The 16,537-nt window shown below is 45.6% G+C and carries 9 protein-coding genes; 5 read left to right on the forward strand and 4 right to left on the reverse strand.

Annotation, left to right across the window (positions count from 1 at the left end; translation table 11 throughout):
• The first annotated feature begins 97 nt into the window (after positions 1-97).
• Positions 98-706 (forward strand): TetR/AcrR family transcriptional regulator, encoded by a 609-nt coding sequence (locus QT992_RS26675; protein ID WP_333341739.1) that lies wholly within the window; start codon positions 98-100, stop codon positions 704-706.
• 88 nt (positions 707-794) lie between these two features.
• Here QT992_RS26675 and QT992_RS26680 read toward each other — a convergent pair whose 3' ends face one another.
• A complete protein-coding gene (locus tag QT992_RS26680; RefSeq protein ID WP_333341737.1) occupies positions 795-1,931 on the reverse strand; it encodes a flagellar assembly protein H in 1,137 nt (378 codons plus the stop codon).
• A 10-nt stretch (positions 1,932-1,941) separates the two neighbouring features.
• Complete coding sequence (locus tag QT992_RS26685; protein ID WP_333341735.1) at positions 1,942-3,453, reverse strand: mechanosensitive ion channel domain-containing protein; 1,512 nt, start codon at positions 3,451-3,453, stop codon at positions 1,942-1,944.
• 1,078 nt (positions 3,454-4,531) lie between these two features.
• On the opposite strand from QT992_RS26685, the gene QT992_RS26690 reads away from it, so the two are divergent.
• Positions 4,532-9,763, forward strand: coding sequence for a PAS domain S-box protein (locus QT992_RS26690; RefSeq protein ID WP_333378148.1), 5,232 nt, complete (start codon positions 4,532-4,534; stop codon positions 9,761-9,763).
• Positions 9,764-9,768: 5 nt separating this feature from the next.
• The gene (locus QT992_RS26695) at positions 9,769-11,097 is read left to right on the forward strand and encodes a response regulator (RefSeq protein ID WP_333321002.1); all 1,329 of its coding nucleotides are present in this window, start codon (positions 9,769-9,771) and stop codon (positions 11,095-11,097) included.
• A gap of 145 nt (positions 11,098-11,242) precedes the next feature.
• Here QT992_RS26695 and hpsU read toward each other — a convergent pair whose 3' ends face one another.
• Entirely contained in the window at positions 11,243-11,920 is a 678-nt protein-coding gene (hpsU, locus tag QT992_RS26700) for a hormogonium polysaccharide biosynthesis acetyltransferase HpsU (protein WP_333321000.1), read from the reverse strand.
• 55 nt (positions 11,921-11,975) lie between these two features.
• Between hpsU and QT992_RS26705 the strand changes: the two genes are divergently transcribed.
• Positions 11,976-13,046 carry a cation diffusion facilitator family transporter gene (locus tag QT992_RS26705; protein WP_333378152.1) on the forward strand — a complete coding sequence of 357 codons (1,071 nt, stop codon included), beginning with the start codon at positions 11,976-11,978 and terminating at the stop codon, positions 13,044-13,046.
• Between the two features lie 369 nt (positions 13,047-13,415).
• Here the strand turns inward: QT992_RS26705 and QT992_RS26710 are convergent, their stop codons facing one another.
• Positions 13,416-13,556: a hypothetical protein gene (locus QT992_RS26710; RefSeq protein ID WP_333343012.1), complete on the reverse strand. Its 141-nt coding sequence runs from the start codon at positions 13,554-13,556 to the stop codon at positions 13,416-13,418.
• Positions 13,557-13,742: 186 nt separating this feature from the next.
• On the opposite strand from QT992_RS26710, the gene QT992_RS26715 reads away from it, so the two are divergent.
• The coding region (locus QT992_RS26715) for a DUF4347 domain-containing protein (protein WP_333378155.1) at positions 13,743-16,537 on the forward strand (2,795 nt) is incomplete at its 3' end.

Raw genomic sequence — 16,537 nt, forward strand, 5'->3', positions numbered from 1 at the left:
AAAATAAAACTAAACGGTTTAGTTAGGATGCCTTTTCATACTAAACCGTTCAGTATAATAATGTCAAGCTCCCAAATAAAAATTACAGAAGCAAGGTATGGCAAGGACAAAACCGATCGAAGCAGACGCAGCAGCAAGTGACAAAACCGAGCAAATCCTGCAAGGTGCGATGCAAGAATTTTTAGCCCACGGCTACGCGGGGACGAGTATGGACAAGGTAGCGAAGACGGGGGGAGTTTCCAAAGCCACGGTTTACAGCTATTTTGCAGATAAAGAAGGATTATTCGCGGCTTTGGTACAGCGGCTGGCGCGAGAAAAAGTCCATTTTACAGTTCTGGATGAAGAACCGGCCGTAGCGCTGCGATTCGCTGCCACAACTATATTGGATCAGGCGACCCAGGAACCAGAATATCTCAATTTTGTGAGGTTAGTGATTGCGGAGTCGGGGCGTTTTCCCCAGCTAGCGCAGACTTTTGTGAGAAACTTAGGTAAACCGGGGATCGAGCGGCTCACTCAATATTTGGCATCGCATCCAGAGTTAAAATTGCCCGATCCGGAGGCAACGGCGCGGATTTTTATTGGATCGCTGGTATATTTTCAGTTAACGCAGCATATGATGCACGGCAAAGATATTATCCCAATGGAGCGCGATCGACTGATCGATGGTCTGCTGCATTTGATTTTAGGCCCGCAGTCCAATTCCTAAGTGCGATCGACAGAATTTAGGAATTTTATTGGATAATTATTTAAATGCCATAAAGAGCGAGATCCCTTTATGGCTGCGATCGCAGGTTCTATTCAGGTGTTTTCCCTAACCTCTCCCTCAATTCCTCAGCCGATAACTGTGGCAGTTGTTCTACAAACAATGTCAATTCTGCCACAGGCAATGCCAATAAATTAGTAACTGCTGTAGGCAGAATATCGCCCAATTCAGGCGATCGCATTTGCAACGCACTTTCAGCCAACAATTTAACCGCTGCTTCCCGCCCAGATTCATCGACTGTCAGCATCGATATTGCCAGCAACAGCACTGTAAATTCCGCCGCCGCCAACTTGGATATTGGAGAGAGAAAAACAGTCATTTTCGGGCTTAATTCTCCAAATCGAACTCGCAGAAAGTTTTCTAAGATTAAGCGCTGTTGTTCTTGTCTGCCTCGTTCGAGTCCTTGTTCTAGTCCTTCTTCTAGTCCCTGTTCTAGTCCTTCTTCTCTAGCTTGTTGCTGTGCTGCTTGTATTTGTTGTTGAAAAAGTGGTGCAATGGCCATAATTAACTCCCGCTCTTCTGGCTGTAATTCTTGTGGCGCATCGGTTACCAAATTTGACTGTAACCGATACAGCAATTCTAGCGCGATAATCCGCAACGGATCGTCTGTAGCTAAAGCGCTTAATTGGGAAATAGCCCTTTGCTGCACTCCCCCTTTGCCCAAAATCCTCAACCACAGAGTTTCTGGAGTTTCTGGCAACTGGTGAATCGCCACAATTGCAGTCCGCAAAGATTCCCCCAAAAAATAAATTCCCTGCATCCAATTCTCTGTGTCTGGTATCGCATTAAAGCTATCTACCAATGCTTTCGATGCTGTGGGCATCAAAATCCACAGTTTTGGTAACTGAGCGTCATCATAGCGAGTATTTTCTCTCCTAAATTTTCGCTCCAGTTCACCTCGCACGTCCAATAACTTGCCCAGACAGCTACAAATTTCGCTGACGTTTGCCGGATTGCGAAACGGTTCAAAAATTGCAGTTGTCTTTGCCATTTTTCCCAACAATCCCAACGTTTCTGAGTATTCGGGAATTGCGGTGCTGGGAGTGAAGTAAACATCGATTTCTCGAACTTCGGAACTCACATCGCGGCCGATATTAACCGTTCCGAGCGGCGACAGCAATTCCTCCAAGTATTCTTTGGCAAACAGATCGTGAATAAATCGCGTCATAGAAATTATTTCAAAGACTAAATAGATTTTTTACCCGTTTTCTCACCCATTCTACAGGATTTTCATCCTCTTCTGCTGCATCTACCAATTCCAGTTGTCGCAATAATTGCTGTCTCTCGCGGAGTTCTTCTTTGTGTTTGACTATTTCTTGAATAATCTGTTCAGATAAATCCGGTCGTTCAGTTAAAACTTTCTGGAAACCTTCTTTATTGATCGCAAACAAAATTGTTTCTTCCAAAGCTCTTACCGAAGCAGTTCGGGGGATTCCCAACATCAAAGAAAGTTCCCCTAAAAACTGACCAGAACCGAGGTTATTCAGATGTTTGTCAATAGCTTCTACAAAAACTTCTACGGAACCTGAAAGAATCATGTAAAAAGCATCTCCGGGGTCGTTTTCGTGAAACAAATATTCTTGCGATCGCAGCCGTTTGCGGTATCCAACTTCAATCAATTGCCGCAATTCCAGATCGGTCAGATTTTCAAAGTATTCCACCTCTCGCAGCAAACAGCTAAGCGACGATGGTTTTTTCAGTTTTTCGGCAAAAATTGGCTGTTTTTGCTCGTTTTCCGTGTAACTGTTCGGGAGGTCAATTGCAGTTTCTTTATTGTTGAACATTGACAACAGAACTTCGGGGTTTTGCAAATAAATTTCTCTGTCATTGAACGGAAATTCGATTTTTTGCTGGCGGAAATTGTATTCAATTGCAAAATTCAAAGAACTTTTAATTACTTCTCTTTCAGTCGGCCTGTCCGTCCAAACTAAAAGTTCAAATTTAAAACTATCATCACCAAACTCGACAAACAATACTTTCGGGTTCGGTTCGTACAAAACTCCTGCTTCCGCGTAAGCAATATTTAACAGAGTTTCTGTCACTAACAGCGGGTTACTATTCTCGGCTACTTCTACGGGAACTCGCAGACAGAGTAGGGAGTTTTCGTAACTCCAGTTAACAATTTTGTTGCTAATCATGTTGCTGTTGGGAACTATGACACTGGAGTCGTCATTGGTTTGGATGATGGTCGAGCGAATCGAGATTTTTTTGACGATTCCCATTAATCCTTCTAATTCCACAAAGTCTCCGACTTTCACCGGTCTGTCTAAAAGCAGCGTTAAGCCACTGACAAAATTAGTTGTTAAATCCTGGATTCCGAAGCCAATTCCCACTCCCAATCCCCCCGCAACTACTGCAAAAGAAGCGAGGTTGAAGCCGATGCTTTGGATGGCGACTATTACCCCCAAAGCTACTATTAAATACCCAATAATTACTGCGATCGCTTCCCTGTTTCCCTCGTCAATTCCCAGTCTAACAAGCAAGCTTTCCTTAAGAAAGTTCGTAAAAGAGCGTGCTATGACAAGGATAGCCATAAACAATACAATTAGTTCCACCAGTGACTGCAGCGATACAGGATTATCACCTATTTTAAATAGGGTGGCTGTAAATATTTGGGAAATATGTGTCAATACTTCTTCTGGTATTGTATTAAATTCAAATTCCGGTTCTAATGTTTTTGGTGTTGTCATTTTTTAAGTTGGTAGTAGTAAACAATAAAGTCCTCAGTGTCCCATTTAAAAATAAAATACTGAAGTCTTTATCACAAATGTTAGCCTATTTTGGTAAAAAAACTGATTTTTTTACAGAGATATGGGGTTCCTCATACTACGCAGTTATCCCCCTTGCCAATTTTTCGGATACCTTGTCTTCCCAAACCTGCGGTTATTGTGCCACTTTTTCGCGAGACGATATGCAACTCATCTATTATTAAAGCGAACCCTCTATAGCAATCATCGCATCATTTGTGAATTTCTTACTCCCTCCCCGAACCCGCTCTGAGGGTTGGGGTGGGGGAAAAAATTTATGACTCCTGCAAGGATTGCTATACTAAATTTATTCAACATTAACTCTATGCGATTTTATCATACTCTCCACTAAAGTTTTTTTTAAGTTCCGTTATCAATTTAAGCGGGAATTATTCAATGACTATTTAAGTGGACAAGTCAAATATCCAAGTAGTACAATGAGTTTAACTGGTGGGAGAGATATTGCTATTACTCGGCCAGTTGCGTCGGTCTTGTGTATTATCTAAGTGAAAATTTAACCGCTCTAGCTAAAATTGATAACGTTCCAAGAATACTTGGTATTCTACCGATATGGGGGAGACATTATAACTTAATTGCATTTGTCAATCCGTAAATTTACTGAAAATACTGCTTTGCTTATTTAGGAGTGGAAAATTGGCGATTGGGGGGTGGGTGGGCATAAATATGGCGATCGCCCTGATTCCTCGATCGCCCACCTCTAAGTTCTCCACGCAAAATATGAGTAATTTATCAGCATAATTGCTGATGGACAAATGCTTCCCTAGCTTAAGTTGTCACCAATGTTCTACCGATAGAATTGATGAGCAATAGAAATTCAGGGCGATACATCCGAATAATTAAGGGAAATAGTATCGCAAGGGATACATATATCGCAGATTGAAAGCCTAATAGTCGCGCTACTGAACGTTTTCTTCAGTACCCAAATAGGAAAAAAGGAAAACCTTGCGATCGCACAATTGGACAGAAGTTCTAGAATAAAAGCTGAAATGCACGAGCCAACATGAGCAAATTCCCACCAGAGAACACCCAACCGCCACAGCAAGAGAGCGCAACAGCACAGGCATTGCGGCAGGCTCACTTCGACGCTTTTTTTGCTGCCGCAGATGCCGGAATGCTGATTTTTGACCGCCAACTCCGGTATGTCCAAATTAACGAAGTTTTGGCCCAGATGAATGGCGTTTGTGTGGCAGACCATATTGGTAGGTCAGTGCGTGAAGTGCTGCCAGAATTGGCTCCCACTGTGGAACCGATGCTGCAAGGCATTCTGGATACAGGCAAGCCCATTCTGGACTATGAATTAGTGGGTGAAACGCCCAAAGAACCAGGAATCCTGCGCTACTGGCAAGGATCTTACTATCCTTTGCTGGATGAAAATGGCAAGGTTTTTGGTGTTGGTGCCCTTGTGATTGAAATTAGCGATCGCAAGCGGGCAGAACAAAAGCAGGCACGACTGACGGCAATTTTGGAAGCAACTTCCGACTTAGTAGGAGTTTGTGATGCGGCTGGGCATAGCGTCTATCTCAACAAAGCCGGACAGGAAATGCTGGGGATGTCCCCAGAGGAAGCACGATCGCCATTTACTATAGATTCTATATTAGCTCCCTCGGCAAAAGCAAAGTTCCACAACGAAATAATTCCCACCGCCTTGCGAGAGGGTAGGTGGGCTGGTGAAATCCTATTTTTCTCACGCGATGGGGAAGAAATTCCAGTCTCCCAGGTTTTGATCGTTCACAAAACCGAAGCGGGTGAAGTCGAGTTTATTTCCACTATTGTGCGGGATATTCGCGATCGCAAAAAAGCAGAGGAAGAGCGGCAATTGCTTGTTACAACGATCGAGAATAGCCGTGACTTTATTGGCGTTGCCTCAATGGATGGTCGCCCTATACTCGTGAATCAGGCTGGTCTGGATTTGGTGGGACTCAGTAGTTTGGACGAAGCCAAAACCAAACACATTACCGACTTCTTTATGGCAGAAGATATTGACTTTTTACAGCAGTCTATTCTGCCTGCTGTAATCCAAGAGGGAAGTTGGCGGAGTGATTTCCGCTTCAGACATTTCCAGACAGGTCAACCCATTCTGGTAGACTACACCCTATTTTTGGTCAGACATCCAGAGACTAATGAACCGGTAGGGATTGCCACTATTACGCGGGATATTCGCGATCGCAAAAACGCAGAAGATGTCCTGAAACAAAGTGAAGAAAGATTTCGTTCTTTGATGGAAGCCAGCGCTCAAATTATTTGGAACTGCCATGCCGACGGGGAAATGGCGATCGAGCAACCTACTTGGAGTGCATTTACAGGACAGACATTTGATGATTACAAGGGAGGGGGTGGGATCAACGCTATCCATCCAGACGATCGCTCGTCTATGGTCACTGCCTGGTCAACTGCTGTTGCTAATCGCTCGTTTTATGAAGTTGAATTTCGTATGCGCCGCTATGACGGCGAATATCGCTACATGAGTTGTCGTGGTGTACCCATTCTGAACGCGGATGGTTCAATTCGGGAATGGGTTGGAGCTAATACAGATATTACCGATCGCAAACAAGCTGAAGAAGCTCTGCGCGAACAGCAAGCTGCGCTGCGCGATCGCAACGTCTTGCTGAGCTCTATTTTGGAAAGTACGCCAGACATAATAGTTGTTAAAGACCGGGAAGGCCGATATGTTGCCCTTAATTCCGAGGTGGCAAACTTTTTTTACGGTAGACCCATTGAGGAAATTATCGGTAAAGATGATTCGGAACTCCTTCCCCCGGAGGCCGCCGTTGCAATAATGGCAAAAGACCGCGAGATCATGAAAGCAGGCACTACTGAAACCTACGAAGAAGATGTTTCTAATGGTAAGGGCACCACTTCTTTTTTAACCACAAAAGCCCCTTGGCGGGACGCTCAGGGCAATATTATCGGCCTGATCGCCATAGCACGAAACATTAACGATCGCAAACAAATGGAAGCTGAGCTGCGCGATCGCAATGCACTGCTCAACTCAATTTTGGAAAGTACACCAGACTTCATTGTCGTTAAAGATCGGGAAGGGCGTTATGTTGCCGTTAACTCCAATGTGGCAAACTTCATGGGCAAGCCAATTGAGGAAATCATCGGCAAAGATGATTTGGAATTCCTACCGCAGGAGAGTGAGAGTGTCCGTACAATTATGGCAAAAGATCGCCAAGTGATGGCAACAGGAATCGCTGAGACTTACGAGGAAGAGGTCTCTCAGGGTGAGACCACCGCGACCTTTTTCACTACCAAGACTCCTTGGCGGGATGCTAATGGCAATATCCTCGGCATTATCGCCATATCACGAGATATTAGCGATCGCAAAAAAGTCGAGCAAAAACTCCGTCAAACCCTAGAAATACTGGACTTAGCCAGCGATGGTATCATTATTCGGGATATGGATGACCGCATCATATACTGGAACCAAGGTGCAGAAAAGCTCTATGGTTGGACAAAAGCCGAAGTAGCCGGGGAGTACATTCACACATTCTTGAAAACAGCCTTTCTTAAACCGTTAGAAATCGTAACGGCAGAGTTTTTTCAGCAGGGAACTTGGGAAGGAGAACTGCAGCACACCACCCGCGATGGTCGGGATATTATTGTGGCAAGTCGCTGGACATTACAGCGCGATGGGGAAGGAAAGCCTTGTGCCCAATTGGAAATTAATAATGACATTAGCGATCGCAAACAAGCGGAAGATGCTATCAAACAAAGCGAAGAACGCTATCGTTCGCTAATCGCTGCTACCTCCCAACTTGTCTGGACAGCGGATGCTGAAGGAAGATGCGTGGATCAACCGAGTTGGAGAGCTTACACCGGACAAACCGAAGCCCAGATGGCTGATGGTTTTGGGTGGTTAGATGCAATTCACCCGGACGATCGCGAACGAACGGCTCAGGTGTGGATGGAAGCAGTGCAAATGAAAACCCTGGTTGACATAGAATATCGAATCCGGGGAGCGGATGGAAACTATCGTTATTTTCAAGTTAGAGGGGTGCCAATTCTGAATGAAGATGGCAGCGTCCGGGAGTGGATTGGCACTTGCACCGATATCCACGATCGCAAACAAGCGGAAGATGCTCTAAAACAAAGCGAAGAACGCTATCGATCGCTAATCGCTGCCATGTCCCAAATTGTCTGGACAGCAGATGCTGAAGGAAGATGCCCGGATCTACCGAGTTGGAGAGCTTACACCGGACAAACCGAAGCTGAGATAATTGGTTTTGGCTGGTTAGATGCAATTCACCCGGACGATTGCGAACGAACGAATCAGGCCTGGATGGAAGCAGCGCAAACGAACAGCCTGTATGACATAGAATATCGACTCCGGGGAGCGGATGGAAACTATCGTTATTTTCAAGCCAGAGGGGTGCCAATTCTAAATGAAGATAACAGCGTCCGGGAGTGGGTTGGCACTTGCACCGATATCCACGATCGCAAACAAGCCGAAGATGCTATCAAACAAAGCGAAGAACGCTATCGATCGCTAACCCTTGCCATCTCCCAAATTGTCTGGACAACCGATCCTGAAGGAAGATGCCAGGATTCACCGAGTATGAGAGCTTACAACGGACAAACGGAAGCTGAGGTGGTTGGTTTTGGCTGGTTAGATACAATCCACCCGGACGATCGCGAACTAACAGTTCAGGTGTGGATGGAAGCAGTGCAAACGAGAAGCCTGTTTGACATACAGTATCGAATGTGCGGAGCCGATGGAAACTATCGTTATTTCCAAGCTAGAGGGGTGCCACTTCTGAATGAAGATGGCAGCATCCGGGAGTGGGTTGGCACTTGCATCGATATCCAGGATCGCAAACAAACAGAAATCGTACAGGCAAAAGCCAGGGAAGCCGCAGAAGCAGCTAGTCGGGCAAAAAGTGAATTCCTTGCCAACATGAGCCACGAATTGCGGACTCCCCTTAATGGCATCATGGGATACGCGCAGATTCTTCAGCGTTCCAAAGTCTTGAATGAAGAAGAGCGATCGCGCATTGATGTCATTTATCAGTGCGGTTCGCATTTACTGACGTTAATCAATGATATTCTCGATTTGTCGAAGATTGAAGCACAGAAAGTGGAACTAATGCCCACCGATTTTCATTTCCCGGCGTTCCTGCAAGGTGTAGCAGAGATGTGTCGCATCCGAGCTGAACTTAAAGGAATTCACTTTCATTTTCCCTCAAGCCCCGAACTCCCGATCGGTATTCATGCGGATGAAAAACGCTTGCGGCAAGTGTTAATAAATCTTTTAAGCAACGCTATTAAATTTACGGATGAGGGCAGTGTCACTTTTATAGTCAGTTTTGCCACAGAAGGAAAAATTCGCTTTGAAATACGCGATACAGGTACCGGCATTGCACAGGAGCAACTCCAAGCTATCTTTCAGCCATTCGAGCAGGTAGGCGATCGCAGACGGCAGACGGAGGGTACCGGATTGGGACTGGCAATTAGCCAAAGGATTGTAGAACTAATGGGCAGTACCATTCAGGTTCAAAGTGAGATGAATGTTGGCAGTATTTTCTGGTTTGATGTTAGTCTGCCTCAAGCCGATGAATGGGTAAAAACATCTCAAATCGACCATCACGGGCAGATTATCGGCATCAAAGACCGCCAACCTAAGATTGTAGTTATTGATGACAAATGGGCTAACCGTTCGGTAATTAACAATTTGCTCAGTCCGATCGGCTTTGAAGTGTTTGAAGCCAACGATGGGCTTGAAGGCTGGGAAAAAATTCTAGAGGTGCAGCCAGATTTAATTGTTACCGACCTATTAATGCCCGAACTAGATGGCTTCGAGGTGATTAAGCGGGTTCGAGAATCGGAAAATTTCAAAGACACCGTTATTATTGTCTCTTCGGCCAGCGTATTTGAAACCGATCAATACAGAAGTTTAGAAGCCGGAGGCAACGCCTTTATTCCCAAACCTATTCAAGCAACTGAACTCCTACAAAAATTGCAACAGTATCTTGATTTGGAATGGGTTTATGAAGCTAATGAAGAGCCACTGGGGATATCCTCAGACACCGATGAGCTAATTGCCCCGCCAGCTAAAGAAATGGAAATGCTATACGAGCTGGCTATGAAAGGAAATTTCCTAGAAATAGTTAAGCAGGCGGTATTACTTGAAGAAATAGATCCCCAATACATTCCCTTTGCTAAAAGATTGCATCAAATGGCAAAGGACTTTCAAGATGAAGAGATTTTAACGTTTATTGAGTCCTACAAGTAAGGTTTATGAATTCAGAAATTCAAGCAAATGGTACGATTCTTATAGTTGATGACAATTCAGCTAACTTAGGTGTCTTATCTGATGCCTTAAGCCAAGAAGGATTTGAAGTTCGGGTTGCGAAATCTGGCAAGATGGCACTAGAGCGAGTCAAATATGCTCTACCGGATCTAATCTTGCTAGATGTCATGATGCCAGAGATTGATGGATTTGAAACCTGTCGTCGATTACAGGCTAATCCAGAAACTAAACAGATTCCCATTATATTTATGACTGCGCTCTCGGATACGGCTAATAAAGTTGAAGGGTTTAAGCTTGGGGCTGTAGATTATATTACCAAACCCTTCCAACAGGAGGAAGTATTAGCTCGCGTCAAGCTGCATTTAAAGCTTCATGTTCTAGCTGACAAATTAGAAGAAAAAAATACCTTATTGGAGCAAAAAGTTTTAGAAGTTAGCCAAGCCTATGAAGATTTACAACAAATGCAACTTAAGTTAATCCACAGCGAAAAAATGTCCGGCTTAGGGCAAATGGCGGCTGGGATTGCTCATGAAATAAACAACCCTATAAATTTTATCTCTGGCAATCTGGGTTATGCCCAAGAGTACGCTCATAATTTACTAAAAATCATACATCTGTATCAAGAAGATTATGTAAATCCCACCCCTCGGATTCAAGCTGTAATGGATGAAATAGAACTGGAATTTGTGGAGGAAGATTTTATCAAAGTTCTTAACTCGATCAACTTAGGAACGCAGCGCATCCAGGAGATTGTCAAGTCTATGCGAATCTTTTCTCGCCTAGATGAGGCAGAGGTGAAAGCTGTAAATATTCATGAAGGAATTGATAGTACACTCACCATCCTGCATCATCGTTTAAAAGCAAGACCAGAGCATCCTGAGATTGAACTAATAAAAAAGTACGCTCAGCTTCCACCAGTAGAATGCCATGCCGGACAATTAAATCAAGTGTTCATGAATATTATTTCCAATGCCATTGATGCTTTAGATGAATCGAATCAGCAGCGTTCCTTCGCAGAAATCCAACAACACCCGAACCGCATTCAAATTTCTACAAAAGTAATTGACGAGAATTGGGTTGCTATTTATATTAGTGACAACGGTCGGGGAGTGTGTGAAACTTTACAACCGAAACTATTTGACCCTTTTTTTACCACGAAACCTATCGGTAAAGGAACAGGATTGGGGTTATCTATCAGTTACCAAATTATCGTTGAAAAGCATGGGGGCAGATTATACTGCCAGCCTGGATTAGGAAAGGGAATAGAATTCGTCATTGAAATTCCTATTCGGCAGCAAGCTTGTAAAGCTGCTTAGGAATGAGAATTAAATAACTTACAATTTTAATTGTTATTGTGGGATGGGCGTCCCGCCCGCCCTTTCTGGACGGGCGGGACGCCCATCCCACAAACTTGTGTAAATTATTTAATTCGCGATCCTTAGTTTCCGGGTACAATGTGTCTTACGAACTTTGGTTAATTTCTCGCTGACAGCGGGGACGACAAGGTGTTCCTGTGCAAATAAAGCCTGCAGGCATATTTTTAAAGACGCTGCTGCGAGCTCCAATTAACGCATTTGCACCGATTTCTACACCAGGGCCAATGAAGCAGTCGGCGGCAATCCAAACGCCGTTATTAACGATAATAGATGCTGTGATTAAGCGAAAGGCTGGGTCTTGAGGGTCATGAGTGCCGGTGCAGAGGTAGCTTTTTTGAGAAATGACGCAGTGTTTGCCGATCGCAATTCGATCGAGACTGTACAATACAACATCATCTCCGATCCAACTGTAATCGCCGATTGCAATTTTCCAAGGATAGGTAAAACGAGCCGTGGGGCGAACGATCGCACCCCGACCTATTTTCGCTCCAAATAACCGCAGCAAGCCCCTTCTGATGCCGTTAAAAGGGTGTGGAGTGAGAGGAAATGCGATCGCCTGCACGAACCACCAAAGCAAAATTAGCCAACCAGGCTTTCCCCGATCGAACTTTGATTGATCGTAGCGGCGCAAATCAACTAAAGATTCGCCTGTCAAAGTATTTGCGTGATTGTCGCTAATTGGACGATCGTTTATTTGAGAATTTGGGGAATTTGCGATCGGATTTTCCGGATCTTGGTGCGGATTTGGTATATAATCGGTCATTGATAGTTAATTTAATGTTTAATTTAAAATCGAGTTTAACCTTAAGGACTGCTGCATGACATTTCTAGTTAGGGACAATTTTGACTCGGAAAACGCCAAGGATATCGCACAATGCGAGAATACAAATCCCAGAATTGGCAAAGTGCGACTTTTACAAACAGCATTGGTACTGCTTAGCAGCTTTTTTGTAGCAGAGTTAATCGCCGCACTTAATTCTCATAGTTTGTCCCTATTAGCAGATGCGGGTCACGTTTTTTCAGATGTAGCAGCTTTAGCAATAACTTTGACAGCGACTTGGTACTCCTCAGTCAAACGCAAAAGTAAATCCGTAGATTGTGCGATCGAATTGAGTTCGGGTACTATTCTTAAGAACAGGCAAGATGCCTGTTCCACAAACAGTGAATTTGATTGTGGGGTGGGCATCCTGCCCGCCCGTAAAAAGCTAGTATTGAGTTCGGGTACTATTCTTAAGAACAGGCAAGATGCCTGTTCCACAAACAGTGAATTTGATTGTGGGGTGGGCATCCTGCCCGCCCGTAAAAAGCTAGTATTGAGATCGGGCAGTATTCTCAAGAACAGGCAAGATGCCTGTTCCACAAACAGTGAATTTGATTGTGGGGTGGGCATCCTGCCCGCCCGTGGAGAAATCATTGCTGCTTTAATTAATAGTATCAGTTTAGTGGCGATCGCCCTTTGGATTGCCGCCGAGTCGATCGGCCGTTTGCAGTCCCCAACCCCCGAAGTAGAAGGGCTGCCGATGTTAATTACCGCCATAGTCGGTTTAAGCATCAACTCGATTAATGCTTGTTGCTTGCATTCCTGCTGTCACGGCGACTTGAACCTCAAAAGCGCGTTTCTGCACGCAGTCGCCGACATTTTTTCGTCGGTTGGAGTAATTTTAGCTGCGATCGCCGTAGCGTGGCTACACTGGAATTGGGCTGACGGCTTAATTAGCTTGCTAGTCTCTGCATCAATTATTTTATTAACTCTACCATTGCTAATAGAAAGCATCCAATTGCTGCTGGGAAAAGTATCAGCAATATCCGCAATTCAACAGCCTTGCGATTGCGAAAAAGTGAGCGCCGAAAAATTGCTTTTTCCATCCCTCGAAGAACTCATCAAATAACATCTCTTCATCTGCGTATATCCGCGTAGATTCCCTGAGATATGCAGTTAAAATACCTAAGTAATTAACAAGGGCGATATCTAGATTGTAAAGATAGCGTAAACCTTATTATGTCCTCATGGCAAAGATCCGACTTTTCCGACTTTAAGATCCGACTTTTCCGACTTTACAAAGGCAGGGGCCCGAAGCAATGATAGAGACAGGGAAAGTGAACCCACGATGTCTAGATTGTAAAGATATCGTAAACCAGAAGTGTTGTGTTGCGAAATGTTAAATAAAAATATCTTATAAAAGATATGTCTGTGGTATGATACATTTAGGTTGCATCTAAGTTAAACAAACCCATTCCAACGCGAGGTCAGTGAAAGTTCACTTCTGATCGGGATTACCTCGCTCACGTTCTACTTTGCTGGCGGCTTTATTGCGCCAAAATCCGAGTTTCACGCTGCTATGACGATCGCCCAGGGGGGCGCAAGTCGATCGAATGTTGTCAGCTATGAGCGAAGACAATCAGTTTTCCACGTTTATTTCCCGTGAAAAAGGCGAACGGGCTAACAATTGTACCGATCGAGCGATTTGAGCAATAAGACTAATAAATTATTCAGTCCTATGCAAGAGCACTTAAGATTTGAGGCGGGGGTTTCCACCCCGGCCAGACTTGGATGTAAACGATAGATATAAACGATTTCAGCAATTATGAACTTATCAACTATGAACAAGCAAATTATTTTCGTAGACTCTTCTGTACAGGATTATCAAAGCCTGATCCAAGGCATCGATCCCGCTCAAATTGTGATTTTAAATGAAAATTTCAGCGCGATCGACCAAATTACAAATGCCTTGGCCGATCAAAAAGATATTGAAGCAGTTCATATAGTTTCTCACGGCAGCGAAGGCAGTTTAAAACTCGGTGCTGACGTACTCAATGACAATAACCTAGAAACTTTCAGCGATCAGATAAAACAGTGGGGAAGTGCGCTGACAGCAAATGGGGATATTCTACTTTATGGATGCGATGTAGCAGCCGGAGAAGTTGGAGCAAACTTCGTAAAACGCCTCAGTGAAATAACCGGGGCGGATGTGGCTGCATCCACCGACAAGACGGGGAATGCAGCACTAGGGGGCGACTGGGAATTAGAAAAAACAACAGGGGCGATCGAAGCCTCCCTTGCCTTGTCCAGCGAAGCAATGGCAACCTATGGCGGTGTTTTAGCCTCACCCGTTCAATTTAATCTCACATCAGTATTCGATAGCGATGTCATTAGCAACTACACGGGAGGATTCTCAGACAGCACACAAAACGGACTGAGTACCTTGAATCAAACCCTAATCACTCAGTCCTTTGCAACGTTTAAAAACGCTGCGACTGGCAATGGTTTACCCGACAACGGCTTTTTCGCAGCAAATGCCTTCCGTCCCGACGTTCAGCTAGGCTACAACAACACCAATAACGGCAACAACGCCAAAGTTCTTACAACTAACGGCACATCCTTTAACTTTGCTGTTACGCCCAACCAGTATTCACAAATCCACCTGTTCGCCACCAGTACAAATGGGGACGCTGGGATGCAGGTGACATTTAACTATAGCGATGGCACTACTGGGCCAGGCACAGCCACAGTTCCCGACTGGTTTAATGAAATTACCGAAACATCGTCCCGTTACTATCTAATCGACGGAATGGACATTGATCTAATAGGAAATTATCAGGATGCCAATGATCCTGCCATATTCGGGTTCATGTTCAATCCCAACCCAGCCAAAACGCTGCAAAGCATTACCGTCACTAAAACAAGCGGTACCGCCGCTAATAATTATCTGGGAGTTTTCGGAGCCACAGGTTTTTTAGAAACCACACCGCCCACCGTCAGCCTGACTTCCGCCGCCGCCGCCACCGTCACCGCAGCGTTTCCCGTCACCGCCACCTTCAGTGAAAGCACAACCAACTTTATCGCCAGTGATATCACCGTCACCAACGGCACAGTCAGCGGCTTTAGTGGCACCGGCACCACCTACAACTTCACCGTCACCCCCACCGGCCAAGGAGCTGTCACGGTTAACGTCCCTACTGGGGTCGCCACCGATGCGGCTGGAAACAACAACACCGCCGCCACCGCCTTAACCCGTACCTTTGACAGTATTGCTCCCACAGTAGCCCTGACTTCGACCGCCGCCGCCACCGTCACCGCAGCGTTTCCCGTCACCGCCACCTTCAGTGAAAGCACAACCAACTTTCTCGCCAGTGATATCACAGTCACCAATGGCACAGTCAGCGACTTTAGTGGCACCGGCACCACCTACAACTTCACCGTCACCCCCACAGGGAGCGGCACAGTTACAGTTAACATCCCCGCCAATATAGCTACGGATGCCGCCGGCAACAACAATACAGCGGCCACTGCTTTGACGCGCACGGCTGACACCACAGCCCCCACCGCTGCCACTTTCACCCCCGCCGACAACGCCACCAGTGTTGCAGTTGCTGCTAATTTAGTTGTCACCTTAAGTGAAGCCGTACAAAAAGGCACTGGCAATATTGTCATCAAGAAAGTCTCTGACAACTCAGTTGTAGAAACCATTGATGTCACCTCAGCCAATGTCACTGTTACTGGTAGTACCGTCACAGTTAATCCACTGGCAGATTTAGCGCAAAGCACAGATTACTACGTTGAAATTGCCGCCGGTGCAATTAAAGACTTAGCAGGTAACAATTATGCCGGTACGACAGGCGCAGCTACTTGGAATTTCACCACCGCTGACACCACACCGCCCACCGTCAGCCTGACTTCGACCGCCGCCGCCACCGTCACCGCAGCGTTTCCCGTCACCGCCACCTTCAGTGAAAGCACAACCAACTTTATCGCCAGTGATATCACCGTCACCAACGGCACAGTCAGCGGCTTTAGTGGCACCGGCACCACCTACAACTTCACCGTCACCCCCACCGGCCAAGGAGCTGTCACGGTTAACGTCCCTACTGGGGTCGCCACCGATGCGGCTGGAAACAACAACACCGCCGCCACCGCCTTAACCCGTACCTTTGACAGTATTGCTCCCACAGTAGCCCTGACTTCGGCAGCAGCTAGCACCGTCACCGCAGCGTTTCCCGTCACCGCCACCTTCAGTGAAAGCACAACCAACTTTCTCGCCAGTGATATCACAGTCACCAATGGCACAGTCAGCGACTTTAGTGGCACCGGCACCACCTACAACTTCACCGTCACCCCCACAGGGAGCGGCACAGTTACAGTTAACATCCCCGCCAATATAGCTACGGATGCCGCCGGCAACAACAATACAGCGGCCACTGCTTTGACGCGCACGGCTGACACCACAGCCCCCACAGCCACTTTCACCCCCGCCGATAATGCCACGAATATTGCAGTTGCTGCTAATTTAGTTGTCACCTTGAGCGAAGCCGTCCAAAAAGGCACTGGCAATATTGTTATCAAGAGAACCGACGGCACGGTGGTTGAAACTATAAATGTTAC

The sequence above is a fragment of the Microcoleus sp. T3_D1 genome, from assembly GCF_036700405.1.
In the GTDB taxonomy this organism is placed as follows: Bacteria; Cyanobacteriota; Cyanobacteriia; order Cyanobacteriales; family Microcoleaceae; genus Microcoleus.